The organism is Paenibacillus sp. FSL R5-0623 (assembly GCF_037974265.1).
GTDB lineage: Bacteria > Bacillota > Bacilli > Paenibacillales > Paenibacillaceae > Paenibacillus.
This window is the reverse complement of sequence record NZ_CP150233.1, coordinates 6,737,698-6,763,999: the sequence shown is the minus strand read 5'-3', so window position 1 is coordinate 6,763,999 and position 26,302 is coordinate 6,737,698. Positions and strand designations below refer to the sequence as shown.

The window sequence follows — 26,302 nt, the reverse complement described above, 5'->3', positions numbered from 1 at the left end:
TAGGTTCGTTAGCGCGTAGGTCACCACATTAGTTATTCTGTTTACGCAGTTGTACTACTCTTTATCGAGCGTGTGTGCAGCATTCTCGTAAAACTTACCATCCCGCAACTGATCCACAAATCCTTGCAGCCAGACGTAGTATTGCTCCGCATGTTGGAGTTTGTGCAGATCACGCAGCGCATCATCTCGATCTTCGGAAGAGGTATGTTCCGAAAGGATCATAGCCGACAGGTCAGGAATGACCTCACGAATGCCTTCTAACATGACATCTACTTCCCGTTGGAGCTTGGCCCCGAAGAAATTCTGGAACGTACGATAGAAGTCGGTCTCAGCCAGATATTGATCCTGGCGCTCCTTCTTTTCCTCCAATTTATAGATCATCTGTGATTCTGTCAGCGAACGAACCGCGTAGCTCATGTTGCTCTTGCTCATATTCATTGAATTCTTCATCTCTTCAAGTGTCATCGGTCGATCTTCAAAATACATGATGCCGTACAATTTGCCAAACGTATGATTAACCCCATACAGATCCATCGTATTGGCGATGGCCTCAATGACTCTCTCCCTCAGCGCATGCCGATCAGGTAACGAAGAATGATTCGGGTTCCCGGCGGTTTCTTTTCCCACAATGTCACCTCTGGTTTATGATAGCGTTCCCACTAGCTGCCTCATATTTTACATGACTTGCTCCAATTTTAACATAAGCCGGAATTAGAATTTTCAATACGAGTGTACAATTAATTTTGTACAGAATAAATATAAAGCTGATTATACTCAAAAATTCCCAATCATTAAAGAAAAATTGGACAGTAAGGAGTGGGGGATTTGCGTTTAAAACTATGGAGGGAGTCTGAGGCGGTACTATTCACGCTGCCAGCTCTAATCCCATTGCTGATCTTCTGGCTGGGACCTCTGGGATATATCGTTTATCTCAGTTTCACTGATTGGGACTTCATGAGCCCGGACAAGTTGTTTGTTGGTTTGGACAATTACAGTTATCTGCTTACAAACTCTGAATTCTATCGATCATTGAAAGTCACCTTGTTATTCGGACTTGGAAGTGTAATCCCAACTATTGTGGGCGGATTGGCACTTGCGATGCTCATGAATAGCAAGATCAAATCATCCGGCATCTTCCGGACGTTACTGTTCTCACCTTGGGTCACCCCGACAGTTGCGGTGTCCATTGCGTGGTCCTGGATCTTCGAGCCCGAAGTGGGACTCGCTAATCTGATGCTGGGCTGGGTTGGCGTATCTCCGATCGGCTGGTTGCGTGACGCGGACTGGGCATTGGTTGCTGTTCTGATCGTCACGCTCTGGAAGTCGATTGGGTGGGCAATGGTATTTTATCTCGTTGCGCTACGAAATCTACCTTCCGATCTGCTCGAAGCAGCTTCAATCGATGGGGCAAACGGTTGGGATAAGTTCAGAAGTATCACATTGCCGCTGATCTCACCAACGACATTTTTTCTCTCGATTATTCTTACCATCCAGTCCTTGCAAGCCTATGACCAGATTAATGTCATGACGCAGGGTGGACCGGCGGGATCAACGAGAACGTTACTGTACATGTATTACCAGTCTGCCTTCGAATCCTTTAACGTAGGTGAAGCTTCGTCCATCGCCGTTGTGATTATTCTGATCTGCGTGTTGCTGTCGGGAGTATCCTTCCTGCTTGGCAGACGTCTGGTGCACTACTAATGACAATGACATTGCCCAACAAAAAGTCTAAACGGATGAAGCGCAAGGAGTTGCAGAATGTGTCACAACCGAATTTTAAAATAAGTAAATTAATCCGCTACCTTCTGTTAGCCATTATCGCGCTGGGTACAGCCTTTCCCTTCTATTGGATGGTCATTAGCGGATTCAAAACCAATGATGAGATCTGGCAGTTTCCGCCGACCTTCTGGCCGGAGACGTTCCTGTGGAGCAACTATGTGGATGCCTGGAACGCGGCACCATTTGCCCGTTACATCCTGAACAGTACCGGGGTTGCCTTAGCCATCTGTCTATTTCAGATCGTCAACTCCAGTATGATGGCGTACGCCCTGACACATATGAAATTCCGTCTCAAAGGTGTACTGACATCCCTGATTCTCGTGGGTTATATGATACCGAGTACGGCCGTGTATCTTCCTAGTTACTTGGTGCTTAGTGAACTTAACTTGCTGGATTCCTACACAGGCTTAATTGTATCCAACTGTGTCAGCGTGTTCTCGATCTTCCTGATCCGGCAGGCGTTCATGCAGGTATCTCATGAATTGGTGGAAGCCGGACAGCTGGATGGTGCATCCCATTTCCGGATTCTCTGGACAATTATCACGCCGCTTGTTCGCTCAAGCTTCGCTGTGATGGTGCTGATTACGTTTATTGAACAGTACAACAACTATTTCTGGCCTATGCTCATTACCAAAGACCCTGACCTGCAGCTGGTATCAGCGGGTCTGCGCAGCTTCTTTGTAGAAGGCGGGGCATATGGACTGGCTTGGCCACAGATTATGGCTGCGAGTGCCTTCACCATCGCACCACTACTTATTCTCTTCCTGTTCACCCAGAAGACCATCATGCAGAGCGTGAATATTACGGCTGGTGTGAACAAGAACTGATATTAACTACCTTACTATATAAATTGAAATAAACATTTACACAAAACGGAGAGGACAGAAATAATCTGAAGAAGCGAAGCGCTCGCCTTTATCCCCAGATTTTACCTTTATAAAAAGGAATCAAAAAAATCTGGGGATAACAGCGATCGGAGGGTTGTTCTGTCATTGGAGTGGCTAGTGTAAATATTGTTTAGTTCAATTTATGCAAACTACCATTTCACCTAAAACGGGAGGAACAACAATGAACTGGAGTCAAGCAAGCATGACATGGAAAAAGAGATTGAGGTTGAACTGGAAGGGTGGCATGTCGCTGGTACTTGCGACCAGCTTTGCACTGCTGACCGCTTGTGGAACACAAGCACCCGCAGAATCAGGCACGACGGCTGCTGCCAGTGGAACCGAAGCTCAGGCGAAAGATCCGGTGGAGATTGAATTCTGGTATGGTCTGGGTGGTAATCTGGGCGATAACATGAAAAAGACGATTGATGCGTTCAACGCCTCCCAGAACGAAGTCGTTGTAAAGGGGATTGTACAAGCAGATTACACGGAAACGGAACAGAAGCTGCAAGCAGCAATTGCTTCCAAGAAGGTTCCAGCCGCTGTACTCAGCTCCAATATAGACTGGGCACGCAAAGGATATTATGCACCCATGGATGAGATGATTGCCGCTGATCCGAATTTTAAGAAAGACGATTTCATACAGACATTCCTGAACCAGGGACAGGTGGATGGAAAGCAATACTTTTTGCCAATGTACGGTACGACTCAGATCATGTATTACCGCATGGATACGTTCAAGGAGAACGGAATCGACCCAGCAACTCTGACGACATGGGAGAAGCTGGCTGAGGCGGCAGCGAAGATGAGCAAACAAGAAAATGGCAAGACCACCTTCTACGGTTGGGAACCGATGTGGGGTAGAGACAATATGATTGATGCCGTGCTGGGTAAGGGCGGACAGATTCTTAGCGACGATGGCAAAACCGTCATGATCGACTCCCCGGAATGGATCGAGACATGGGACTTGTTCCGTAAATGGATCAACGAAGACAAGATTATGGGCATTCACTATGGAGGTCAGGGCTGGGAGTATTGGTACAAAACGATTGATGATGTGATGAAAAATAAAGCAGCAGGTTACACCGGATCTAGTGGTGACCAAGGTGACTTGGACTTCAGCGTAGTCGCTGCAATGCAACAACCAGGCTGGGAAGGTATTGGTGAAGGAAAACCGGTAGCAAGTGCCATATCGGCAGGTATCCCATCAGCGGCAACGCCTGAACAACAACAGGCAGCATACAAATGGCTTACGTATTTCTCTGAGACTTCAAATACAGCTTCATGGTCCATGAACACCGGATATATCGCAGTACGTCAATCGGCTCAACAAGATCCAGAGTTTATGAAATTCAGTGAGGAAAACCCGCAGATCACCGTACCACTGCAACAGGCAGCTCACGCTTCGGCTCCATTCCAGGATCCAACGGGTGGCAAAATCAATGATGCATTGAAGGATGCAGCTGATCAGGTGCAGATCAATAATATGCCAGCTGAACAAGCGCTGAAGGAAGCGAAAGAGAAAGCGCAGAAGGAACTGGATCGTATTGTGAAGTGACGATATCGATGAAATGCTTCCGCGAGATTCGGTTGTGAACCTGCTCGGATTGCAAGCAAAAACGTATTACTATAAGAACTCATGCGAAAAGGGCGGTACATGCTGTACCGTCCTTTCCGTTCATAAAGATCGCAGACAAGGAGTTTGACCAATGCAAGATGAAACGTATGTGGACGGATCACCGAATCCGATTGAAGCTGTTTTGTTTGACAAGGATGGGACATTGCTTGATTTTACAGGTATGTGGGGATTCTGGACCGATTGTGTGTTGAACGACTTCAGAGATCAGTTGGCAATCCGAGGACTGCGTATCAACACAGAGGAACTTCCGCAGATCTGGGGTACATTCCACGATGAACAAGGCCGAATGAATGGGTATGACGTGCGAGGGCCGCTTGCGATGGGAACCATGGATGAAGTGTATGCCGTGCTGACGTGGCATGGATATCGTGTGGGTCTCAGCTGGGCGGAAGCCAAGATTATGGTTCGGGGATGCTTGGCGCGAGCGGAGGAAGAGATGGAGCAGCATCGTCCAGCACGTCCGTTACCGGGCGTTCGTGAATTCCTTGAACAGTGCCGTAGCGAAGGCGTGGTTATGGGTGTAGTGACTGCAGATGATACACCAAATGCAATTAAACATTTGCAGTGGATGGGACTGGAATCCCTTTTTGACGTGGTGATTGGTACGGATCTGGTGGAGCGGGGCAAGCCTTTTCCCGATATGCTTCTACTTGCCTGTGAACGGTTGGGTGTATCAGTGCAGCATACTGTGGTTATTGGAGATACGGACGGAGACATGGAGATGGCACGAATCGCTGGTGCGGGGTACAGGATTGGCATTGGAGAAACGGGAAAAATCCGTTTGGCGGATAGAACGATTCAATCCTTCCATGAATTGCTGAATGGTGGGCTGAATCGATGACGAACAGTCATGCTTACTTGGGCTGGGTACTGTTGGCACTGGCCATTGGGCTGGAGCTGAGTGCTACCATTTTGCTGAAAGTATCGGATGGATTCTCGCGGTTATGGCCTTCGGTGTTGATGTTTGTCTGTTATGGAGCAAGCTTTACCTTTCTTAATTTTGCAGTGAAGTATATGCCGCTGGCTGTAGCTTATGCGATCTGGTCTGGGGTGGGCATTACGCTCATTGGTGTTGTAGGGCATTACTTTTTTGGTGAACGTCTGCGGCTCACGTCGATGGTATGGATCAGTTTTATTCTGATTGGCATTATTGGACTGAAATGGAGTGATTCTTGATGAAAAATGAACATACACCGGAGCAACCACTTGCCAGCTTCCAGGTCATTACGGACACACATGTGCGAGATGAGGCAGATCATATTCATAACCGGCATCTGGACCAAGCATTAGCCGACATAGCTACATTTTGTCAGGGTAGCAGTGGGATTATGCATGTAGGCGATGTGACGGATCGTGGGCTACCGAGTGAATATCGTGAGTTGCAACGTATATGGAAGCAACATGCGGAGAGTTTGCCGGATATTCGTTACACGGTAGGTAATCATGATATTGGAGCCGTGGTATGGCAAGATCCTCCGATCGTTTTGCTTGAGATGAAAGAGGATGATGTAGCCAAGTTGTTGGAACAAGAAGCAGATATGGAACTGGTCACAAAACAAACCGCTGCTGAATCAGCTGCACTAATTGAGCAACTATCCGGCGGGACATATACGTTGTCTGCTGCATCTTCGGAGCAGGAGGGTCAAGATATATCCGACAAAGCTGAATCCATTACAGTTGCAGGGTTATGGCAGCGTCGATTAAGTGATTTTGAAGGGACAACCGGTATGAAGGGCTCCTACCACGATCACTGGATCGACGGGTATCATTATATTTTCTTGGGCACGGAGCAACCTCATCCAAAGGATTGTGATATGTCGGCTGAACAGTTGGAGTGGCTAGATGCGAAATTGTCTGAGCGTGCAACGCCAGAGCATCCCATCTTCATTTTCTTACACCAGCCGCTTATGGATACGGTGGCAGGATCGATGAAGGAACAAGGCTGGTATGGTGTGAATCAGGATGCAGAACTCAAGGCCGTTCTAGCCAAATACCCGCAAGCGATCCTTTTCTCGGGTCACACCCATTGGCAGTTAGAGGCGCATCATACGATGTACGATGGTGCGGGCCAGAAGCCAACGATGTTCAATGCGTCGTCTGTAGGTTATCTCTGGACAGATCAGGATGAGCATCTGGAGGGCAGTGAAGGACTTCATGTGGAGGTTTATAAGAATCGAGTGGTTGTGAAGGGACGGGACTTTGTCGCGAGTGAATGGATTGAGGGTGCTGAGTTCACGGTGCATTATCCTGTAGAAGGTTAGTTATTAGGATAGTCAACGGGAAGGGGTCATTCTAAGGGTCAATATCATTAAGATAAGTTAGATTTGATGATACTGCTCTATGGTGACCTTTTTGGTGTCCATCTTAAAGGTATGTATCAGATCATCCACCCCATAAAGTTCCACGTGAAACGTAGTAGGGGCATATAATACTGGGTAAAGTTGTAAATGGGTGTTCGTACAAACTATACTCAAATAAGTACACATTAACTTATTAATCGTTAGTCTAACCTATTCATGGAGAGGAAGTAGAGGCGGCATATGAAAGAACTTCAAGTTGCAACGAAGTACGGTACAGTTCAAGGCGAGCTTTTGCATGGTGCAAGCGTATGGAAGGGCATTCCCTACGCGAAACCCCCAGTAGGTGAATTACGTTTCCAGGCTCCGATACAACCCGAGTCATGGGATGGAATCAGACAGGCCACTCAATTTGGACCTGAGAATATACAACCTCGAAACCATCAACCAGAAGACCAGACAGAAATTCCGAATGAGTCAGAGGATAGTCTATATCTGAACATCTGGGCACCTAAGGAAAAAGGAGCAACACCACTGCCGGTCATGGTATGGATTCACGGCGGTTCCTTCGTGTCCGGTTCGGGTGGCCAGCCGATGTATGATGGTACACAGTTAGCAGTTCGGGGGGACGTCATCGTTGTGACGATTAACTACCGATTAGGACCTTTGGGTTTCCTGCATATGGCTCCATTAGGTGATTCATATGTATCCAATGCAGGTCTGCTGGATCAGGTTGCGGCATTACAGTGGGTGAAGCATAATATCTCTGCTTTTGGTGGTAATCCGGATCAAGTTACGGTGTTCGGCGAATCGGCGGGAAGCATGAGCATTGCAGCACTGATGGCGATGCCAGCGGCCAAAGGACTCTTCCAACGTGCCATTATGGAGAGCGGTGCATCCCAGTTCATGCCGGCAGAGCAAGCTTCAGCGTTGAGGGAAGGGATGTTAAAGATTCTTGGGGTGGACCGGAACAACCTGCAGAAGTTAAATACAATTCCTGTAGATCAGATTATTGCAGCCGGTGAAACGGTCAAACAGCAGAGCGGGGCAGGTATGGCATTATTGTTCCAACCTGTATTGGATGGCCAGACACTGCCACAGGTGCCGCTTCAGGCGGTGAGTGAAGGCTCAGCGCAGGATATTCCGGTACTGATTGGTACGACATTGCACGAGGGTGCACTGTTCATCCAGCCACATGTACCTTTTTCAAAAGAAATCGATATGGTTCAGGGCGTAGACTTTATGACGCCAGATCTGGAGAACCGGGTAGCCATCGCGGATAGTTATCCAAAAACGGCAGATGGACAAGCCCAAGTCATGACCGATATGTTCTTCTGGCGGTCAGCGCTGCAATATGCTGCGGCACAACAGAAATATGCCCCGGTGTGGATGTATCGATTTGATTGGGTGATGCCGGAACATCCCTTGTTAAAAAGAGCGATTCACAGCATCGAAATGTTCTTTGTGTTTAATACACTGCATGTCCTCAAGTTCATGAATGCGGAGCCGGATGAAGCTGCGGCAGCACTTGCCCTCAAGGTACAGGATGCCTGGATTTCCTTTGCCAAGAATGGCCAACCTGAAGTTGCAGGTGTGAACTGGCCTGAATATGAGCAGGGTCGTGCGACACTAATCTTCAACCATGAGATTGAGGTTGTACATGATCCGGATTCAGCCAAGCGAGAGCTGTTAGGGTTATAATCCAGGCTGGTTATTGTGTATGGATACTCTAAATAGTTGCAATGAGCAAATTAAAAAGAGGATGTTCATTCTGAGAATGAACGTCCTCTTTAGGTAATCCGGCTGAATAGTAAGCAGAACGTAAGCACTAATTAGAGGGACATTATGCCTTCATTATGCCTTGTTAAACTCCAAACATTATTTACGAGAGGCCCGCGTGCGGGATACCTCATCGAAGTAGAAGGAACGTTTTCCACGGGAGAAAAGCACGATCAAGACATGAACAAAGAGCACGGCGTAGACTAACATATAGATACCGAATGTCCCCAGGGAGATCCACATTTGATAAGGCTGAAGCATAACATCCTGATGACCTGAAAAAGCATAATCGTTGACCAAGCGAATGATCGTAACTAGCAGCCATGGAACATAGAGTGCGGCAAATCTTTTGAATAACGATTCACTGGTAGGTGTGCCGGTCTGACGATCCACATAGCGGAATCGCAAGATGGCCGAGCCTGGAGTTACCCCATTTCGTACCCAAGGTATGAAGAACAGCACAATGACCATAGCAATGGATGTATTTAGTGCATCACTGACCACATCAGACGCTGTGAAGATCGATATTAGATTCGAAAGGAAGACAACAATGATTCCATCAATAATTAACGCGAGCAATTGAGGCATAGTATACACTTGGTTTTGCTCCACAATCTGTTCGCTCTTCGCCTGAATGCTTGCACGTGATGGGAATAAAGCAAGCAGGATGGGCGCTGTGAAGAATCCAATGACTGCTCCCGAAGTATTCAATAACAGATCATCTACATCGAACAGGCGGTAGGGACAATTGTAATATCCGTAAAATCCGGTGATTTGGGTGATCTCGAAGAATAAGGAAAGCCCTAATCCACCAAGCAGGGCGTACTTCCAGAATGATCTCTTTTGAAAAAAGTAACGGATATATACACCCAGCGGCATGAGAAGCAGGACGTTAAACAACACTTGCAGGAAGGCTCTGCCCTGAATCATTCCGATATAGCTGGATGGTTGGGTCCATACAATGGGTGTTTCTTTCATGATGTCTTTGACAAAAGTGAATGGAACCAGATTGTAGTAGATCGTGTCAGCGGCTTGCTGCGCACAGGTATCTCGCGTAGTCGGAAACGGGAGAATAACGAGGCAATAGGCGGCCAGAATATAAAAGATAAACGAAAAGCTGACGCCAAACCGTGACCAGCTGAAGAAGCCGTCTTTACGATAACCATAGATCAACCACGGCACCAGCAAGAACATGGCTGCAACAACAAAGATCAAAAAAGCCGTTTGCACAGGGAAAACATATGAGGACATGAGCAGGAACTCCTTTGGTATTAAATATAATAACAATTCATAGAGACATAAAATTCATGTATGTGTAGTGCGTATCCAATTGTTACATCATAAGTAGTTACCCTTAAAGTGAGGGATGCAAGAACCTTAAATTTGGTTTAAATCCATCCATGCAGTGACCAAGCATATGGAATATACCGCCGAAATCCCGTATACTTGCGGGAAAGCCAATCGTAGAATGGAGAGTATAATACATATGTCTAATTTGCCCAACTGCCCGAAATGTAATTCGGAGTACACTTACGAGGATGGTAATCTGCTGGTTTGCCCGGAGTGTGCGCATGAATGGTCTTTGGAAGCAGACAATGATAACGCAGAGGATACAAAAGTAATCCGCGATGCCAACGGAAATGTGCTAAGTGATGGCGATACTGTTACCGTCATTAAAGATCTGAAGGTTAAGGGTAGCTCACTCGTGGTCAAACAGGGCACGAAGGTGAAGAATATCCGCCTAATTGATGGGGATCATGATATTGATTGCAAGATCGATAGCTTGGGTGCGATGAAGCTGAAATCTGAGTTTGTGAAAAAGATATAAGATAAGATGGAGAAACGTTCAGTTCCGCATTCAATGGGAATTGAACGTTTTTTGTTTGACAGGAAATATTTAGTAGATATATACTGGTTGGAATTTAATTTTGAACATGGTTAGGTGGTCTACATATTAGAAAAGGCAGGTGTCAGAGCGATGAAGAGAGATCACATTATTAAATATTATTCCGGGTTTGATGAGTGGGGCAGACTGGAACGGGAACCAATTGAATTCATCATTAACATGCATTACATCAGAGAGTATCTGCCTGCCAACGGTCATATTCTGGATAATGGCGCTGGGCCGGGGAAGTATGCCATGGAGCTGGCGAAACTGGGGTACCAGGTCACTTTATCTGATCTGACACCGTCCTCCGTAGATACTGCACGGCAAAAGGCTCAAGAGTTCGGTTTGACACAGCAATTCGATGGGTTCCATGTTCTCGATGCGACTTCGCTCTCCGGTATGGCTGATGAGACGTACGATGCGTCCCTCATGCTGGGGCCGTTATATCATTTGCAGACAGAAGGGGAGCGGATGGCTGCTGTGCAGGAGCTGTACCGTGTGACCAAGCGAGGGGGCGTGGTGTTTGTAGCCATGCAAAGCCGAATGCGCATGAGTATCAATTCGTTACAATCCCCGGAGCACTGGAAACCGAATGATAACATGGCAGCAATCCGTTCTTTTGTGGAAAAGGGTATATTCAATCATCAGGATCAAGGACGATTTACGGGAGCATACTATTTTAATATTCAGGACGTTACGCCCTTCATGGAACAGCACAACTTCGAAACTGTCGATTTGATTGGTTCATCAAGCCTTAGAGCGATGCTCACGGACGAGCAGCTACAACACTGGCAAGAACGCAGCGAGTATGATGAACTCATGCAATATATGATTGAAGCGGCCAAAGATCCTTCCATATTGGGAATCTCGTCGCACCTGCTGTACATTGGGAGGAAGAAATAATCATATAAGTACCCCCTGGAAACAGAGGGTACTTGTGTTTTTCATCAAAATAGTTCAATATTAAGATATATAACAAAAGGTGATCTACTTACAATAGGTTAGATGGACAACGGATCGCTTCATACCAGGGAGGAACAGACAATGGAAATCGGAATTAGTACATTTGTAGAGACGAACCCGGATGTAAAAACAGGAGAACTTATCAGTCATGCGCAGCGCATTCGCGATGTTGTTGAAGAGATTGTTTTGGCAGATCAGGTGGGTTTGGATGTATACGGCGTGGGAGAACATCATCGTGCTGACTATGCGGCTTCATCACCAGCTGTCATTCTGGCTGCTGCAGCTTCACAGACCAAGAATATTCGCTTGACGAGTGCGGTAACAGTACTATCATCGCATGATCCGGTACGGGTTTATCAGGATTTTGCGACATTAGATGGCATTTCGAACGGACGTGCAGAGATTATGGCAGGGCGGGGATCATTTATCGAATCGTTCCCACTATTCGGCTATGATCTGAACGACTACGATGAGTTATTCGACGAGAAACTGGATTTGCTTCTCAAACTGCGTGATTCGGAAAAAGTAACCTGGGAAGGCAAACACCGACCTTCCTTTAACAATCTGGGCATCTACCCGCGCCCGGTTCAGGAAAAACTTCCGGTATGGATTGGCAGTGGCGGTAATCAGGAATCCGTCGTTCGTGCAGGATTGCTCGGTTTGCCACTGGTGCTTGCCATTATTGGTGGCCGTCCGGTACAATTTGCACCACTGGTGGAACTGTACAAGAAAGCAGCTGCACATGCGGGACATGATGCTTCCAAGCTGACCGTTGCTTCTCACTCTCACGGCTTCATTGCCGATACAACAGACGAAGCCGTGGAGAAATTCTTCCCGCCAGCGCAAGCGGTCATGAACATACTGGGTCGTGAACGTGGATGGGGACACTACAGCCGTGCGACATTTGATGCGGCGCGGAGCCTGGAAGGTGCATTGTATGTAGGTGATGTGGATACCGTAGCTCAGAAAATTATTAACCTGCGCAAAGAAGTTGGGATTACACGCTTCATGTTGCACACCCCACTTGGCACCATGCCGCACAACGAGGTCATGAGAGCGATCGAACTGCTTGGTAAAGAAGTCGCTCCAATTGTGCGCAAAGAAATTGCACGTTGGGAAGCTGAGAACGAAGAGGCGCGTTAATCGACTGAAACCGTTACGGAACTAGATAGAGTCAACCAAATAAAGGAGCATGCCCTAGGCGTATTACGCCAATGGGGCTGCTCCTTTTTGTTTATCTTCTAAAAGCATCTAAAACAGCGCAGATCTAATGCTTATCCATTTGCAGATGTACTCACAAGGGAGTGTATAACCATGGACAACGTATGATCATAGAGGGTTTTGGCAGCTTCTTCACTCTCAATATGACCTCCCAAATAGAGATGAATAACACCGTGTAAGGGAGCCCAGATCATTCGTACTGCAAGCAGGGGATCTTGCACCTGAAGCATTCCCTGTTCAATCGCTATCTCCACCAAAGCAGACACTTGCTTCAGTGCAGTCGCTGTTCCCTGCAAGGTCTCTCCATCTGGTTTGAATTCGGAAAAAGACCCTCCAAACATCAGCTGATAGAAGCTGGATTGAGAAATGCCGAAGTCCCAGTAGACGTAGGCCAGATCACGGAAATATTGTTCGAACGATTCCTGCTGGGGTATAGTTTCAAATCGCTGGGCCATAAGGGAACATCCCTCTAAATATAGATGTTTGGCTAACCCTTCTTTTTTCCCGAACAGGTTATATATGATTTTGGTGGAGCACTCCATGCGTTCAGCTACACGGCGTACCGTGACGGCCTCTGGTCCATGCTCTTGCAGTAGAGCAGCAGCAGCATGCACAATATTTTGCCGCAGATTATCCGAGTGCTGGAGTCTGGCTTGCTGAAAGGTCGTTACTGTATGTGCAGATTCCGTGGAACCCGAATTATGATCCTTCATTGATTTCATCCTCGTAACCGTATTGTTGTTGAACAGAAACTATGTTTCCTTTTATGGTCATTCTACTGTTTTACGCCGGATGACGTCAATTTAATCCGAATTTAGTAAGTAAGCACCACGTCCTAGATTCAAATTTATCAAATGTAATTGACAGCGTCATGAAATTTGGTTACGATGATTCTATAAAGAAACAATGTTTCCTAGTGAAAACGAGTGTTTAAATTATATATAGAGGATGGATGAGAGATGATAAAGGAACAGCATCAATGGGTACTTATTACAGGTGCTTCTTCAGGTATTGGGGAAGTTTTTGCACTCGAAATGGCTTCCAAGGGTAAAAATATTGTGCTGGTGGCCAGAACAGAATCCAAACTGAATCAATTGGCAGAACGCATAGAACGTACATATCAAGTAAGGGCTGAGGTGATCGTATCGGATTTGTCTCAAGTCGATGCACCTCAGAGGGTATATGAGGAATGTCAGAATCGGGGAATACACATCGATATGCTGATCAACAATGCGGGATTTGCTACCCATGGATTATTTGAACAGGTGGATGGTTCCAGGCAGCAGGAGGAAATTATGTTGAACGTGCTCGCCTTGACAAACATGACACATCTTTTCTTGCCAGGCATGTTACAGAAGAAAAATGGTGCTGTCATTAATGTTTCGTCGACGGCTGCCTTTCAACCTGATCCGTATATGGCTGTGTATGGAGCAACGAAGGCATTTGTACTTTCTTTTACAGAGGCATTATACGAAGAAAACAGGAAGCGTGGCGTTCAGTTTTTGGCACTATGCCCAGGTTCAACCGAGACTTCGTTCTTTGATGTAGTGGGTGCTGATGAAGCCTCGGTGGGTAAACGTGATACCCCCGAGCATGTCGTGGCGGTGGCCATGAGAGCACTCGAGTCAGGCAAACCTTATGCTGTGCCGGGGGCCGGTAATTACTGGACAGCGCAGTTCACCCGCCTCGTGCCACGCAAGTTGATGTTGCGAATTGTAGGAAGTATGCTCCGTCCACGTTCCAAGGATGGTAAAGCAGAAAAAGTACAAGCCTGATTATTGGTATAGGGTAAAAGCTTTAGGCCAAAATGCCTTTGGCCCGAGCTTCCTTTATCCAGCCTGGGAATTCAGTAAGGAGACGATCGTACAATTCTTCATCGCTGATCTTGGAGATGTCGTCGAGAGCAAAAAAGTCAGCATTATCGATGAAACGTCCAGTCATGTCATCGAGTTTCTCAAGGATACCGTAATTGGCTTGTCCCAGGCCAACGAATTGCCAGAACAGGTTTTTGGTTGAACTTTCGGTAATAAGCCGCATGATTTTCCCTTTTTGACTGACTCCACCATCGCTAAAAAAGATAATATACGTTGGAATCTTCACATCGGGTTCCTCGATCGTATATTTGCGAATGACATCCTGCATCACAGGAGGTTCGTTATTGGTACCGCCTTTGCTACCCAGCGTATATGTGCGTTCAATATAATTCTCGAAATCCCTGGCGGTGACGCTAGGTGCACGCAAGAAGTCTTTGGCGAAGAACCAGACGTCCAACTCTCCGTTATCATCAAAAGCGGATGCAATCGCCAGAATACGCTCGAAGGCTTCTTGCACGATGCCTTTGCGATACAGATGGTACATGGAGCCTGATGCATCAAATACAACGGCAACACGTGCCTGTATAGGTTCGATCTTTTTCTTTTGCAGAGACAGGGTTACTTTACGCTTGAGGAGATCGATCTTGGTCAGGTTAAGAGGCGCATGATTCGTGTTTGGTGCAGCATCAGGTACCAAGACTTCTGGAGAGGTGGCTGCCACTTCAGCATGTGCCGTGAGAAGAACCTGTTCGGCTTCCGAGGTGTCGTTACTCTCAATTTCAACACCGAATGACTCTGCCAGCGGCTGCAATCCACCAAAGAAACCTCGTCCAATCGCACGAACTTTGAACCCGTCACGATACTTATAGATTTCAATAAAAATAAGAGCTGTTTCCGCAGTGACCTGCGTGATCTCATAGGTAATCTGCTGGGAACCCGCTTGTACAATCGTCTGACATGCCTGAACATCGGCGAATGTGCCTCCCGCATCCAGAGTAGCCGTAAACACACATTTTTCCACAGGAGCCTGCCGTAATTGATTTGTATCCAGTACAAAAGAGGATTTCAGTTCCTCTGCCTGTTGCAGAAGCACACTTTGATGGGGATCGGTCTTCTGATTATAAAATACAAAATAGTCGTCAGATGGGACCTTTCCCTCTTCGTTCACCATAAAGCAGCTAATATCCAAGGGAAAAGGAGATGATGTACATTGAATGGTAACCTGAAGTTGGATGGATTCGTTGATACTGATATTCTGGCCTGTGTTTAAGTGAATGAACGAATCGGTCATAATCGGATGCCTCTCTTCTCCAATATAATGGTTGAAAATGTACAGTAACAAGATCGATTCTGATACAAATGTTTCCATAAGTCAATTGTTTACCCAATGTTCTTACGTCTGCTCAGACTCGTACTTTTCCCGATGCTCCTTCTTCATTTTTACATAGTCTGGATCCGTCTTGGCAATCTCCCATTGGGCTTTGAATATAGCTGCGGCTTCTGCCTTCACCTTATCATTCTGATAGGGCAAGATAGAGCCATCCTCCTTCGAGTATTTGCGTCCTCCTTTGTGATTTGTATACCGTCTGGCCCGTGTATAACCCATCTGGAGAAATTTGCGAGCCATATCCATACCCACGAAATCCCCCTTTTTCTTATACTCCAAAAATAGCTCATAGATTTTCTCCGATGACTCTGTCGCAATCTCTGGTGTTTTGAATCGCCAGTGTGGCAGAATCTCGCCCTTGTATGGCTCAACCATGAGAACACCCTGCTCACCCCGGCCTACGGTGTACAGTTCAGGATGTTTGCGCAGATCCAACTCATCATAATTGAGACTGTAATCAAATTTTTTCATGTATACACCCTCCTTGATAGGGATTACCCCGATTCTGAACCAACAAGCACGGTTAATGGGGAACAATAGAAGGAATTACACAGGAGGGGTAGCGGTATGGGAATGTCCGGCAGATATCTTGTGGTAACAAAGGAGATAGTTGAATCCATTAAGTCAGGTGAGATCAGTGTGCATGATTGTGCAGTGGATCTGGATATTGATAAAACGTGGCAGATGCTTCAATTCACGCTGAACGGTAACTTGGTAGAAGGGGAGCCGCCCCTGGGATATGTGGTGCCTCTCGCAGGTGAGCAATACGTGGGAAACTATTCGGACATGGATCTGTTTTTGCTTAGTAACGAGCAGGTGCTGGAAGCATACATGGCATTGGAGCAGCTCACACCGGAGGAATTGAAGCAACGGTATAGTCTGGACCGGATGATCGCTGAAGGCGTCTACCCTGTCATGGAAGATTGGGATGCGGAAGAGACATTTCAGGAGATCGTTCAGACTGTGGATGATGTCCAGGCCTTGTTTCAGGCCACGGCTGCAAGTGGGAACGGGATCATCTTTTATGTTTTCTAAGTGAGCATTGAAATTATGATGGAAAATGTCATGCCGATATTGAGGCAGGTTTGAACTACGCCTATTCGGGTTATTGATAGACACAAGGCCCAGGCCTTGATGACATGACAATCCGGTAGAAGAGAGGGAATGCGATATGACACAGGATCAGAACGAAGAGAACAAAGCGATTCAAGAGGACGAGCCGGATCAATTCGAGACTCCCACAACTGCGGAAGATGAAGAAACGGATGAGAAGCTCGCAGAAGATCAGGAGCAAGAATAACTCCCAGCATTGCATAATGAAGCAGGAAGTTTTATCGAATCTTACGATATGCTGAAATATAGATAGACCAGAGGTCGGACATGTTCCGGCCTTTTGGTTTATTTTTTTGCGTATCCGTTTACAAGAATTACCTATACCTTCATAATGGAAATGAACCATATTTTTCTAAGGAGGAGTTCATATTAAGAATCGGAAGTTAGTCCAATGGATGGCAGTGCCACTTGTATTATTAATGGTTGTTCTTACAGGATGTCAGGCTGTGGGTGGAGTAGACGTTGGTAAAGCAATGGCCAATGGCGCGAGTATCAAGTCCGGTGAATCCAGACAATCCATGAATATAAACATAGAACCGGCTAAGGAATTTGCTACAGAGAAAGACCTTGAAATGATCGAACTAATTAATTCCATATCCCTGGATATTGATCAAGCCAAAATGAAAGATGCGAAGACAGCATCGATCAAAGGTACACTGAGCATGGAGGGAACGAAGTTACCTTTCCACCTGTCCATGAATGAGTCCCAATTGGTGATTGATTTGGACGGAGCCCAGAAACCGCTGTACATATCTCTGGATACGTTCCAGGATGCACAAGCGCTTCCGATGGTGGATACGAAGGCTCTGGAGAAACAACTCGAGGAACTTTCCCCGAAACTGTTCTCTTTTGTCCTGAAACATCTGTCCAATCCGAAGAACATCTCCGTAACACCGGTACAGGAATCCGTGAATGGCGAAGCGCTTAGCCTCTCCAAACTGCATCTGGAAGTTAGTGGTGAAGAGATGCTGGCTATGGTTAAACCGTTCCTGACGAGTATTTCGAAAGATGAGCAAGGACTGAAAGACCTGATTGGAGATCTGTACGATGTGTTCTACCCTGTACTGGAAGCAGTGAATGAGGTAGAAGGTGGGGGAGACGACACGCTGAATTCGATCGTTCCTGAATCGAAAGATGAAGCCGTTGCGTCACTATATGCCATCATCAAAGTAGGACTGGATAGTATGCTGGTCAATTATGATCAGGAGCTGAACAACCTGTTGAATGAGACCCCTGAATTCAAAACGGTCTTTGGCACAGATACCAAACTGAAATTGGACTTTTATCTCGACAGCAAGCTTGATGTTCGCAAGCAAAACTTTGAACTGAAAGTGGCACTGCCTGCTTCCGAAGATCTGCCGCTGAACTCAGTAACCGTAAGTGGAGACAGTGAACAGTGGAATATCGGTGGCACAGTTGCAGTTGATGAAGTGGATGTATCGGGCGGCGTTATGGATCTGATGAAGGATGATATTACGCCTGGACAGATGCTGCGTAATTTTGATTCCAGTTCACTTGCATATCAATTGCTGAAAGATGAAGCTGGAATCACGAGTAAAAGTGTAGTGCTCTTCCCGGATGATGAATACGCTGGAGCGATCACCGTTAAGAATACAACATTTGTTCCGCTTCGCTACGTGTCTGAAGAATTGGATGCGGAAGTGAAATGGACCAAAGGCTCGAACCAAATCGTTGTCATTGACGACATCACTGGTGATGAGATTGTCCTGACTGTAGGTTCCAAGAAGGCAACGGTTGCTGGTAAAGAAGTGACCTTGGTGGAATCCGCCTATGTAGGCAAGGACGGCAAGACATATGTACCGCTGCGCTTTGTGGCAGAATCCCTTGGAGCTACTGTAGATAAAGAACAAGAAACAGGCTGGATTTACATTGACCGTCCTTAAGTGAGAGTCATAAGTAAGCCTTAGTATGGAGAGGGGATTTCAGAATATGCCAGATTTCTCGTAATGATCGTGAAAAGAACACCACAAAAATTCCGTTAGACCATGAACGGGATACGTGTGTCCTTTCGACCCATTACGAGGAGCTTCGGCGTTTCTGAAATGAGGAAACGGATCGAGGAGTGCCTCTATTGAAGGTGCTCCTCTTTGTTGTGTCATCCTAAATAAATCCCCAGAGGTGTTTTATATGAAAAGTCAATTATTCATCCTTACAAACTCCATTACGTTGCGTCCATTTACGATGGAAGATCAGGCTGCCGTGCATGCATTAATCCAACAACCCGAAATCACGGATATCCTGCCGGATTGGAAAATGACCGAGGAGCAGTTACGCGAATTTTTACAATTTGTCGTAAGCAGTTACGAGCAATTCAACCCGGAAGATGTACGCATCCTACTTGCCGTGGTACACAATGAAGATCAGCGCATCATCGGTTGGTGCGGGGTGTTTCCGAATGACATGCTGGATCAAGGAGACCGGGAAGTGGTCTACGCCATCTCCCGGGATTACCGGAATAAAGGATACGTCACAGAAGCTGTTCAAGTCCTAACATCATATTTATTTGAGCATACCTTGCTGGATCGAATTGTGGGCATTGTGAAGCCCTTCAATCAGCCGTCACGCAAAGTTCTGGAGCATGCGGGTTTTTGTTATATCTCTCGCAGAATGCTTATGGACAAGGAGTGCTACGATTATTTTGAACTGCTCAAAGTAAAGTCTGAACCAGTGCAACCGATACAGATACATTCTGAAATTCGTTTACGACGAGCGCAGCAAGAAGATGCTGTTGTACTTACAGAGATTTGTACTCGTGCTTTTGATCATGTCATAAAAGTCTGGGCGGATAATGAGAAGGATATCGATAACAATCTATGCCCGCCTGATTATTCGTCAGTTCGCATGCATCGTTACGTGATCCGTGAATGGGATTATTACATTGTAGAATCAGATGGATGCGCTATTGGCGGAGTGAGTGTTAACTTGCTTGGACGAAAACATGCAAGGATCGATAAGATCTATATTGACCCCGTATGCCAGGGGCGTGGCGTGGGATCTCAAGTCATGAGGCTTATTGAAATTGAATTTCCGCAGATTGAGAATTGGAAGCTGGAGACCTCAGGTCGGCAGCTCGATAATCATCATTTTTACGAAAAAATGGGTTATGTTCGTATCTATGCATCTGAGGATGAGTTTGTATATGAGAAGAACATGTCCGTTGATTCTTTTGATCCAACATGTGATGAGACATTATCCATGGACTCGGTTGAGTCAGTGGTTGAATATGTTCAAGCTAATCTGGACTCAGTCCGTTACAGCACCAGTAATCTGACCAATAGTCGGATTACCGACTGCAACCTGAGTGGAAGCAAATTTACCAATCTAAATATGACCAATATATTGCTAGCTGATTTACGCCTAACCAATAGCAAGATTGAATTCTGTGCTTTGGATGGCGTTCAATTCCAGGACACACACCTTGGATCTGACCGTGTACCTATGCAGTGGACGTATTGTGATCTTGGGGGAAGTCGTTTTATCGATTGCGATCTATCTGGAGTGCAGTTGGAACAGTGTCAAGTGACTGGGATGAAGATCAATGGAGTAGAAGTAGAGAAATTACTTGCAGCCTATGAGGCTATGAAGTCCTGAAAGCGTCTCGTTGCCTTCCTGCTGTCCGGCGAAGCACCATTTATTAATGTAGCTATTATTCCAATCGATGGTGCACAGTCAGCTAAATATTGATCCCATAATCAACCGCGTATTCATGCGCCATACACATATACCGAAGAACGCCCATTTTCGCCAATGTGCGGAGTGGGGCGTTCTTTTTGATGTAATATTCGAAGTGTATATACCTTATCCCGCAGTTTAAGTGTGCTGTAGAATCTGCGGCTTTTTGCTAAACCCGGTACTCCCGGCTGTAAAGCCCATCTGACGATAGAATTCATGTGCAGCTTCACGTTCAGGGCGATTGCCACTGTTCAGAGACAGGGAGTCCACGTCATGCGTGGCGGCCCATTGTTCGGCTTCCAGAATGAGCTGACGGCCGATGCCTGAGCCCCTGAACTGGTCGTGAACAACCAATGCCATGATACGGCAGTGTCTTCCGTTCTTTTCATACAGATAAGACGTCTGTAATCCGATTAGTCCAACTACACGTCCGCGTGCTTCAGCAACCAGTGTGGTGAAGTTAGCATCTGCAGCAATGTGGGTATAGCGCTCCTCCATCTCGGCGTACGTGGTGGGATAACCAAGTTGGTCCATCAGAATGACCATATCTTGCAGATCTGTAGTGGAGCTATGTCTAATCGTCACATCCAGGCTCATAATGTTATATCCTCCTTGGGTCTTTCCTTCAATGAAAGTTCAATAATGGTATCCAGCAACTCTGCAAAAGAAATGCCTGCAGCGGCTGCACTTTTGGGCAGCAGACTGTTACGGGTAAGACCCGGCAGCGTGTTTACTTCAAGCACATAAGGCAAACCTTCGCGAATCATCATATCCACGCGCGCGTAGACACTGCATTTGAGCACCTGATAACAGGCAAGTGCCGCGGCTTCCACACGATGGTGAAGATCCGCAGGCAATTGCACAACCTGCTCATCTGCTCCGTGGTCATCGTATTTGGAAGAATAATCGAAAAACTCGGCGTTCGAACGAATGGAGATCACCGGCAGCATCTTACCATCCAGAATGGCACAGGTAATCTCCTCACCTTCGATATACTGTTCAATCATGACTGTATCATCCCAGGCGAGGGCAGCCTCCACAGCAGCGGGCAGGGCGGTAGCCTCTTTCACTACTTGGGTACCGATGCTGGAACCGCCTGAATTGGGTTTGACCACCACAGGATACGTTAATTGTTGAACAGCAATTGAGGACAGTTCCTCGATATGACCTACTCGTAGCCATTCTCCGGTGAGCACACCTGCATGATGCATGAGTTGTTTGGACATGTCTTTATCCATGCATACACTGCTCGCCAGCACACCACAACCTGTGTAGGGAATACCCAGAGATTCCAACGTGCCTTGGACCGTACCGTCTTCGCCGTATTTGCCATGCAGGGCAAGCAGTGCCACATCGATCCCCGCTGACTTGTCGATTAGATCGCGCTTGGTATTCAGCTCAATGGGTACAACCTCGTATTTGTCTCTATTCAGGTTTGCAATCATCTCCTGTCCGGTGAGCAGGGAAATATCCCGCTCTGAAGATGTACCGCCCATAATCACGCCAACTTTCATGTGAAATCCTCCTTATCTCATTTGAGCTGCTGTCTCGCCAATGATGCGAATGCCCTTACGTATATTTTCATCGCTGACTCTGGAGAAACCCAGACGCATCGTGTTTACACCCTGACCGGGTTCCAGATAAAAGGTATCCCCTGGTGTGAACGTCACACCTTTCACTTTACAGGCTGCCAGCAGTTCACGGGTTCTGTATTCGGACGGGAACTGCACGAACAGATGCAGACCACCCGCACCGGAAATCCGGCACATTGGCAGATGCTGCTTCAGGCAACGCACAACCAATTCATATTTTCGCTTATACTCTGTGCGAGCACGCTTCAAATATTTCTCGAAATTACCGTTGCTCAGATATTGATACAATAACGATTGGTCCAGCGTGGAGGTATGGATGCTGCGTGCCCGTTTCATACTCTCCAGATAATCAATCAGCGCCGCATCCGCAATAATCCAACCCACCCGCAGACCTGGGAACAGGACTTTGGAGAAGCTACCCAGATACACCAGTCCATTGCCCTTGCCCATGCTAGCGATCAGGGGAGAGACATGCGAACCGGAATAGCGCAATTCTTCGTTGAATCCATCCTCAATGATTGGAACCTGATACTTGTTCATCAACCGGATGATCTCTACCCGTTTTGCAGGGGACGTCACAATCCCGGTTGGATTGTGATAGGATGGCACGAGATACGCCAGATCATATGGACTTGCCTCAAGTTCATGTTCCAGTTGCTTCAAGTCCAGGCCATCTGGCTCCATGTTCACACCGGTCAGGTGAAACTGGTGCAGTTTTAGATTTTTGATCGCCGTGTGGTGCGTTGGATTCTCGCAGAGCGCTTTGCCGCTTTTTTTGCGCAACGCTCCAAGCACCAGATCGAAACCTTCCGTGAATCCGTTGGTGATCAGGATGTCCTTGCCACGGAGGTCGACCCCTTTGTTCTCCATATATCGTAGTAAATAGTTCATCAGCGGTCTGTATCCCTGCGCATATCCGTAATTCAGCAGTACTTCGCCTTCAAGTGACATGCGATCCAGAAAAGCCCGTTTCACGTTGTGCAGATCAAACAGCTTTTCATCTGGCGCTATGCTGGTAAACGATATCTCGCCGCGCTCTGCTCCGGAGCCATGCTTCATCAGATCGTACTGCTCTGCCTGGATTGCATACTCGCTTACCTCTGTCGTCCAGTCCAGTTTCCAGCTTGCTGCTGCCTCAGGTGTTTCGATGGAGGCACTGACGTAATTGCCCTTGCCTTTGACTGCATAGATCAGACCTTCATCTTCAAGCTCGGCATAAGCGAGCAGGACCGTGCTGCGACTAACCTTCATGAGTGTACTGAGTTCACGGGTCGAGGGCAGTTTTTGTTTGGCTTGCAGGCCGCCTTTGAGCATCAATCGCTTCATATAATCTTTAACTTGTATATATACAGGGCGGTCCTCCGTCAGTTGCAGATCGGAATACATCCCATCACTCCCTCTACTGGTATCTTGCCATATTATAAACCCAGCAGAAAGAACCACGATACCTCTGTTTCCCTGAGAGTGTGGTTGGTTGTTCGCACAAACGCAAAAAAGCCCTGGCAGTATGCCGGGGCCTGTGGTGAAACTGGATCCAATTTCTATAGTACTGCTGCTATAATTTCTACAGTTGTATTGCATGACTAGTCTCTCTAGGATCGATAGCTATCTGACCTTCTACGTTTGTCTATTAACTTCAGTACGACTATAATTGCAGGCTTTCTAGGTGATACTTAAAATCTACAGTGAATCATGAATCTAGGTCTTCCTAGGTTTGCTTGCTGCAAGGGGTCGATTAGATGATGAATCTACAATCTATAAACTAGGGTTCTTGCTAACTGTACTCTTGTCGTGATCACATAACAGAATTCAGCATGAAAAAGAGTTTCAATCATAGGGTACAATAGACGGAGGTAGATATAAAGACGTATGTCTCAGTGCCCAATTTCTTCCTCATACCCCTATAGTACCACTTTGAATCAGGGAAGTTAACCTTTTTTTTGAAATATTTGTCGTAATAGCGAAAATTGCGTGAATTGTACTTCATATAGAATGAAATGGTGTCCCTTTATAATATGTGATAAGATCTAAACCTATAGATAATGAGGAAGTGAGCCTATTGATTAATATTACTGTGCCAACACCGGATGTAACCATCACAAAGCAGGTTGATCCACAGCTTAGTCACATTTATGGATTTACTGATTTTCACCTGATTACTCGGGAACTAGGCGGGATTTTCATGTTTTACAATGCCGCTGGAGAGTTGTTATTTGTCGGTAAAGCACGTAAATTAAGACCCCGCATCAAAAAGCATTTTGAAGACACCGTATCACCAATCAAGAATCACCGCGAGGAAGTAACGAAGATTGAAGTATGCCTGGTTGAAGATCCGGTAGATCGTGAAATTTACGAGACGTATATCATCAACACGATGCGTGCGAAATACAATGTAGATAAAGTGTTGTACAAATAAGACGCTTAAAAAGCACATGAACATGCAATGTCTGGGACATATGTCCTAAGTGTTGCGCCAGGGGGTAGGGATGTAATCGAAGAATTGCATCCGATTCCTTCTGGTGCCATCCTAATCTTTTCGAGGGAATAGCTTGTAGAATTTGAAACGTAGTAAGCCCAAGCCAGTATCACAGATATACCAAATACATATGACGAGGTGATTGTGTTGATCGGTCGTAGCGGTAACCCTACACTTAAAGACAGCACGTTTGAAAACAGAGGATATGGAGAAGATCGATATCAGAATTACATGACGATCAACGGCACGGTGAATAAAGCGTTTATTACGCTGGTGATCCTGCTGGGCAGTGCATTTGCAACCTGGATGATGTTCTTTAACGGACAACAAGTGATGCCGCTTGCTTATGGTGGATTAATCGTTGGTTTCATTCTGGCGCTTGTCATTTCGTTCAAACCCGTAGCGGCACCTTATCTGGTACCCGTCTATGCCGTGGCAGAAGGACTGTTCCTGGGAGCACTCTCCGCGACCTATGAGTCACTGTATAACGGAATTACCTTGCAGGCGGCCTTGTTGACTATGGCTGTATTCATCGCTCTGCTGGTGGCATACAAAACCAGATTGATCAAAGCTACGGAGAACTTCAAGCTTGGGGTCGTGGCTGCAACTGGCGGTATCATGATCATGTATCTGCTGAGCTTTGTACTGGGTTTCTTCGGCATTACGATCCCATATCTGCATGATAACAGCTTGATCGGCATCGGTATTTCGGTCGTTATCGTCATTGTGGCTGCTCTCAATCTGGTCCTTGATTTTGACTTCATCGAGGGTGGTGCTGAACGTGGTGCGCCCAAGTACATGGAGTGGTACGGTGCATTTGGATTGATGGTTACACTGGTTTGGCTGTACATTGAGATCATCCGTCTGCTTGGCAAATTGCGGAGCCGGGACTAGTCCTATTCAATGCGTCAGATAGACGTAAACGGAGTGTGTATTTAAAGCTAAAAAGCTAACGCGTGATACTCACGTCGTTAGCTTTTTTGATTAACCTTAGCAGGATATTATTAATGGCGGCCTCTTACATAACTCAACTGATTCCAACTCGTTAAGCCCCACCTAGCCGCGCACTAAACCAAATCCGTATACAGATTCTCCAAGGTTACAATTTCCGGCTTGCTCGGCAGCTCTCCCCCAGCTGAACAGGCTGCAAGCATATGCTGATCATCCAAACGCTGACTATAGAAGCGATGTGCCGAAGCCTGCTCGCAATGCCAATCTTCCCGCTCATTGGGAAGGATGGCGAAGGAGTCCAGTGGTATAGACAGGCCCATACCGACTGCCTTGATATAACTTTCCTTCAGCGTCCATAGACGGTAGAAGGTTTCCAGCTGACGATCGTCAGGCTCCGCAGCCAAGAACTGGCTCTCCTTAGGAGAGAAGAAACGCTCTGCAATCTGCATGTCAATTGGAGCTATTTTTTCCACATCCACGCCCAGTTCATCTGTACTGCCGGAGATCAGCGCAATCCAATCACCAGAATGGGAGACGTTGAATGGTACATCCGAATGGTGACTGAGCGAAGGTTTGCCGTAGGAATTACGGGTAAAAGAAAGCTCAGCAGGTCTCAGTCCAGTTAACTTGCTCAAAGTCACACGAGTCAATATCTCTCCCAGCACGGAGCGATACGCGTCAGCCTGACGCACAAAACGCGAAGCCTGAGCACGTCGCTCGGCAGAAACTTGCGACAAAAAGTGGTTCCAGTACGCCTCGGGCAATACTTCTGGAACTTGGAGCACACGAATAGTTATCATCATTAATCACCTGAATACGTATTCGG

26 protein-coding genes are annotated in these 26,302 nt (G+C 46.6%); 17 read left to right on the top strand and 9 right to left on the bottom strand.

The window, feature by feature from the left end:
- Positions 1-54 precede the first annotated feature (54 nt).
- On the bottom strand, positions 55-627 hold the full coding sequence (locus MKY92_RS29610; protein ID WP_339298586.1) for a transcriptional regulator: 573 nt from the start codon (positions 625-627) through the stop codon (positions 55-57).
- 198 nt (positions 628-825) lie between these two features.
- On the opposite strand from MKY92_RS29610, the gene MKY92_RS29605 reads away from it, so the two are divergent.
- The 7 genes from MKY92_RS29605 (at position 826) to MKY92_RS29575 (ending at position 8,300) form a co-directional block, all read left to right on the top strand.
- Positions 826-1,701 carry a sugar ABC transporter permease gene (locus tag MKY92_RS29605; protein WP_036671737.1) on the top strand — a complete coding sequence of 292 codons (876 nt, stop codon included), beginning with the start codon at positions 826-828 and terminating at the stop codon, positions 1,699-1,701.
- Between the two features lie 59 nt (positions 1,702-1,760).
- Positions 1,761-2,606 (top strand): carbohydrate ABC transporter permease, encoded by an 846-nt coding sequence (locus tag MKY92_RS29600; protein ID WP_223199815.1) that lies wholly within the window; start codon positions 1,761-1,763, stop codon positions 2,604-2,606.
- 241 nt (positions 2,607-2,847) lie between these two features.
- Complete coding sequence (locus tag MKY92_RS29595) at positions 2,848-4,221, top strand: ABC transporter substrate-binding protein (protein WP_339298585.1); 1,374 nt, start codon at positions 2,848-2,850, stop codon at positions 4,219-4,221.
- 151 nt (positions 4,222-4,372) lie between these two features.
- The gene (locus MKY92_RS29590) at positions 4,373-5,143 is read left to right on the top strand and encodes an HAD family hydrolase (RefSeq protein WP_339298584.1); all 771 of its coding nucleotides are present in this window, start codon (positions 4,373-4,375) and stop codon (positions 5,141-5,143) included.
- A complete protein-coding gene (locus MKY92_RS29585; RefSeq protein ID WP_215079175.1) occupies positions 5,140-5,478 on the top strand; it encodes a multidrug efflux SMR transporter in 339 nt (112 codons plus the stop codon). Before MKY92_RS29590 ends, MKY92_RS29585 begins: the two co-directional genes overlap by 4 nt.
- Positions 5,478-6,563, top strand: coding sequence for a metallophosphoesterase family protein (locus tag MKY92_RS29580; protein WP_339298583.1), 1,086 nt, complete (start codon positions 5,478-5,480; stop codon positions 6,561-6,563). Before MKY92_RS29585 ends, MKY92_RS29580 begins: the two co-directional genes overlap by 1 nt.
- Before the next feature lie 279 nt (positions 6,564-6,842).
- A complete protein-coding gene (locus MKY92_RS29575; RefSeq protein WP_339298582.1) occupies positions 6,843-8,300 on the top strand; it encodes a carboxylesterase/lipase family protein in 1,458 nt (485 codons plus the stop codon).
- Positions 8,301-8,477: 177 nt separating this feature from the next.
- Here MKY92_RS29575 and MKY92_RS29570 read toward each other — a convergent pair whose 3' ends face one another.
- Positions 8,478-9,629, bottom strand: a complete 1,152-nt coding sequence (locus tag MKY92_RS29570; protein ID WP_339298581.1) for a VanZ family protein — start codon at positions 9,627-9,629, stop codon at positions 8,478-8,480.
- 235 nt (positions 9,630-9,864) lie between these two features.
- On the opposite strand from MKY92_RS29570, the gene MKY92_RS29565 reads away from it, so the two are divergent.
- The 3 genes from MKY92_RS29565 (at position 9,865) to MKY92_RS29555 (ending at position 12,372) form a co-directional block, all read left to right on the top strand.
- Positions 9,865-10,206: a zinc ribbon domain-containing protein YjdM gene (locus MKY92_RS29565; protein WP_036612305.1), complete on the top strand. Its 342-nt coding sequence runs from the start codon at positions 9,865-9,867 to the stop codon at positions 10,204-10,206.
- Between the two features lie 150 nt (positions 10,207-10,356).
- Positions 10,357-11,169 carry a class I SAM-dependent methyltransferase gene (locus MKY92_RS29560; RefSeq protein ID WP_339298580.1) on the top strand — a complete coding sequence of 271 codons (813 nt, stop codon included), beginning with the start codon at positions 10,357-10,359 and terminating at the stop codon, positions 11,167-11,169.
- A gap of 141 nt (positions 11,170-11,310) precedes the next feature.
- Complete coding sequence (locus tag MKY92_RS29555) at positions 11,311-12,372, top strand: LLM class flavin-dependent oxidoreductase (RefSeq protein WP_339298579.1); 1,062 nt, start codon at positions 11,311-11,313, stop codon at positions 12,370-12,372.
- Between the two features lie 131 nt (positions 12,373-12,503).
- Here MKY92_RS29555 and MKY92_RS29550 read toward each other — a convergent pair whose 3' ends face one another.
- Positions 12,504-13,163 (bottom strand): TetR/AcrR family transcriptional regulator, encoded by a 660-nt coding sequence (locus MKY92_RS29550; protein WP_339298578.1) that lies wholly within the window; start codon positions 13,161-13,163, stop codon positions 12,504-12,506.
- A gap of 246 nt (positions 13,164-13,409) precedes the next feature.
- On the opposite strand from MKY92_RS29550, the gene MKY92_RS29545 reads away from it, so the two are divergent.
- The gene (locus MKY92_RS29545; protein WP_339298577.1) at positions 13,410-14,225 is read left to right on the top strand and encodes an SDR family oxidoreductase; all 816 of its coding nucleotides are present in this window, start codon (positions 13,410-13,412) and stop codon (positions 14,223-14,225) included.
- Positions 14,226-14,247: 22 nt separating this feature from the next.
- On the opposite strand, the gene MKY92_RS29540 is transcribed toward MKY92_RS29545, so the two are convergent.
- Together MKY92_RS29540 and MKY92_RS29535 are read right to left on the bottom strand one after the other, a co-directional pair.
- Complete coding sequence (locus MKY92_RS29540) at positions 14,248-15,633, bottom strand: VWA domain-containing protein (protein WP_339298576.1); 1,386 nt, start codon at positions 15,631-15,633, stop codon at positions 14,248-14,250.
- A 24-nt stretch (positions 15,634-15,657) separates the two neighbouring features.
- On the bottom strand, positions 15,658-16,122 hold the full coding sequence (locus tag MKY92_RS29535) for a DUF4385 domain-containing protein (protein ID WP_237177984.1): 465 nt from the start codon (positions 16,120-16,122) through the stop codon (positions 15,658-15,660).
- Between the two features lie 96 nt (positions 16,123-16,218).
- Between MKY92_RS29535 and MKY92_RS29530 the strand changes: the two genes are divergently transcribed.
- The 4 genes from MKY92_RS29530 to MKY92_RS29515 all read left to right on the top strand — a co-directional run bounded on the left by MKY92_RS29530 (position 16,219) and on the right by MKY92_RS29515 (position 20,376).
- Positions 16,219-16,686 (top strand): YfbM family protein, encoded by a 468-nt coding sequence (locus MKY92_RS29530; RefSeq protein ID WP_339180604.1) that lies wholly within the window; start codon positions 16,219-16,221, stop codon positions 16,684-16,686.
- A 136-nt stretch (positions 16,687-16,822) separates the two neighbouring features.
- On the top strand, positions 16,823-16,951 hold the full coding sequence (locus tag MKY92_RS29525) for a hypothetical protein (protein WP_274599293.1): 129 nt from the start codon (positions 16,823-16,825) through the stop codon (positions 16,949-16,951).
- A gap of 208 nt (positions 16,952-17,159) precedes the next feature.
- Positions 17,160-18,668: a copper amine oxidase N-terminal domain-containing protein gene (locus MKY92_RS29520; protein ID WP_339298575.1), complete on the top strand. Its 1,509-nt coding sequence runs from the start codon at positions 17,160-17,162 to the stop codon at positions 18,666-18,668.
- A gap of 244 nt (positions 18,669-18,912) precedes the next feature.
- Positions 18,913-20,376: a GNAT family N-acetyltransferase gene (locus MKY92_RS29515; RefSeq protein WP_339298574.1), complete on the top strand. Its 1,464-nt coding sequence runs from the start codon at positions 18,913-18,915 to the stop codon at positions 20,374-20,376.
- Between the two features lie 219 nt (positions 20,377-20,595).
- On the opposite strand, the gene MKY92_RS29510 is transcribed toward MKY92_RS29515, so the two are convergent.
- The 3 genes from MKY92_RS29510 to MKY92_RS29500 are packed head-to-tail and all read right to left on the bottom strand — an operon-like array spanning position 20,596 to position 23,435.
- Complete coding sequence (locus MKY92_RS29510) at positions 20,596-21,054, bottom strand: GNAT family N-acetyltransferase (RefSeq protein WP_260632665.1); 459 nt, start codon at positions 21,052-21,054, stop codon at positions 20,596-20,598.
- Positions 21,051-21,971 (bottom strand): D-alanine--D-alanine ligase, encoded by a 921-nt coding sequence (locus MKY92_RS29505; protein ID WP_339298573.1) that lies wholly within the window; start codon positions 21,969-21,971, stop codon positions 21,051-21,053. Before MKY92_RS29505 ends, MKY92_RS29510 begins: the two co-directional genes overlap by 4 nt.
- 12 nt (positions 21,972-21,983) lie before the next feature.
- Positions 21,984-23,435 carry a PLP-dependent aminotransferase family protein gene (locus MKY92_RS29500; RefSeq protein WP_339298572.1) on the bottom strand — a complete coding sequence of 484 codons (1,452 nt, stop codon included), beginning with the start codon at positions 23,433-23,435 and terminating at the stop codon, positions 21,984-21,986.
- Positions 23,436-24,108: 673 nt separating this feature from the next.
- Here MKY92_RS29500 and MKY92_RS29495 point away from each other — a divergent pair.
- On the top strand, positions 24,109-24,465 hold the full coding sequence (locus tag MKY92_RS29495; RefSeq protein ID WP_076213814.1) for a nucleotide excision repair endonuclease: 357 nt from the start codon (positions 24,109-24,111) through the stop codon (positions 24,463-24,465).
- 207 nt (positions 24,466-24,672) lie between these two features.
- Complete coding sequence (locus MKY92_RS29490) at positions 24,673-25,419, top strand: Bax inhibitor-1/YccA family protein (protein WP_221820284.1); 747 nt, start codon at positions 24,673-24,675, stop codon at positions 25,417-25,419.
- A 173-nt stretch (positions 25,420-25,592) separates the two neighbouring features.
- Here the strand turns inward: MKY92_RS29490 and MKY92_RS29485 are convergent, their stop codons facing one another.
- Positions 25,593-26,279 (bottom strand): 4'-phosphopantetheinyl transferase superfamily protein, encoded by a 687-nt coding sequence (locus MKY92_RS29485; RefSeq protein WP_339298571.1) that lies wholly within the window; start codon positions 26,277-26,279, stop codon positions 25,593-25,595.
- Between the last annotated feature and the right edge of the window lie 23 nt (positions 26,280-26,302).

What these genes read in the sequence shown, in the direction of transcription:
- MKY92_RS29515 (WP_339298574.1), top strand. Translation starts at nt 18,913, where the DNA reads ATGAAAAGTCAATTATTCATCCTTACAAACTCCATTACGTTGCGTCCA.
- MKY92_RS29585 (WP_215079175.1), top strand. Translation starts at nt 5,140, where the DNA reads ATGACGAACAGTCATGCTTACTTGGGCTGGGTACTGTTGGCACTGGCC.
- MKY92_RS29525 (WP_274599293.1), top strand. Translation starts at nt 16,823, where the DNA reads ATGACACAGGATCAGAACGAAGAGAACAAAGCGATTCAAGAGGACGAG.
- MKY92_RS29590 (WP_339298584.1), top strand. Translation starts at nt 4,373, where the DNA reads ATGCAAGATGAAACGTATGTGGACGGATCACCGAATCCGATTGAAGCT.
- MKY92_RS29530 (WP_339180604.1), top strand. Translation starts at nt 16,219, where the DNA reads ATGGGAATGTCCGGCAGATATCTTGTGGTAACAAAGGAGATAGTTGAA.
- MKY92_RS29595 (WP_339298585.1), top strand. Translation starts at nt 2,848, where the DNA reads ATGAACTGGAGTCAAGCAAGCATGACATGGAAAAAGAGATTGAGGTTG.
- MKY92_RS29520 (WP_339298575.1), top strand. Translation starts at nt 17,160, where the DNA reads ATGGCAGTGCCACTTGTATTATTAATGGTTGTTCTTACAGGATGTCAG.
- MKY92_RS29485 (WP_339298571.1), bottom strand. Translation starts at nt 26,279, where the DNA reads ATGATGATAACTATTCGTGTGCTCCAAGTTCCAGAAGTATTGCCCGAG.
- MKY92_RS29555 (WP_339298579.1), top strand. Translation starts at nt 11,311, where the DNA reads ATGGAAATCGGAATTAGTACATTTGTAGAGACGAACCCGGATGTAAAA.
- MKY92_RS29500 (WP_339298572.1), bottom strand. Translation starts at nt 23,435, where the DNA reads ATGTATTCCGATCTGCAACTGACGGAGGACCGCCCTGTATATATACAA.
- MKY92_RS29575 (WP_339298582.1), top strand. Translation starts at nt 6,843, where the DNA reads ATGAAAGAACTTCAAGTTGCAACGAAGTACGGTACAGTTCAAGGCGAG.
- MKY92_RS29540 (WP_339298576.1), bottom strand. Translation starts at nt 15,633, where the DNA reads ATGGAAACATTTGTATCAGAATCGATCTTGTTACTGTACATTTTCAAC.
- MKY92_RS29580 (WP_339298583.1), top strand. Translation starts at nt 5,478, where the DNA reads ATGAAAAATGAACATACACCGGAGCAACCACTTGCCAGCTTCCAGGTC.
- MKY92_RS29565 (WP_036612305.1), top strand. Translation starts at nt 9,865, where the DNA reads ATGTCTAATTTGCCCAACTGCCCGAAATGTAATTCGGAGTACACTTAC.
- MKY92_RS29550 (WP_339298578.1), bottom strand. Translation starts at nt 13,163, where the DNA reads ATGAAGGATCATAATTCGGGTTCCACGGAATCTGCACATACAGTAACG.
- MKY92_RS29505 (WP_339298573.1), bottom strand. Translation starts at nt 21,971, where the DNA reads ATGAAAGTTGGCGTGATTATGGGCGGTACATCTTCAGAGCGGGATATT.
- MKY92_RS29570 (WP_339298581.1), bottom strand. Translation starts at nt 9,629, where the DNA reads ATGTCCTCATATGTTTTCCCTGTGCAAACGGCTTTTTTGATCTTTGTT.
- MKY92_RS29535 (WP_237177984.1), bottom strand. Translation starts at nt 16,122, where the DNA reads ATGAAAAAATTTGATTACAGTCTCAATTATGATGAGTTGGATCTGCGC.
- MKY92_RS29510 (WP_260632665.1), bottom strand. Translation starts at nt 21,054, where the DNA reads ATGAGCCTGGATGTGACGATTAGACATAGCTCCACTACAGATCTGCAA.
- MKY92_RS29560 (WP_339298580.1), top strand. Translation starts at nt 10,357, where the DNA reads ATGAAGAGAGATCACATTATTAAATATTATTCCGGGTTTGATGAGTGG.
- MKY92_RS29545 (WP_339298577.1), top strand. Translation starts at nt 13,410, where the DNA reads ATGATAAAGGAACAGCATCAATGGGTACTTATTACAGGTGCTTCTTCA.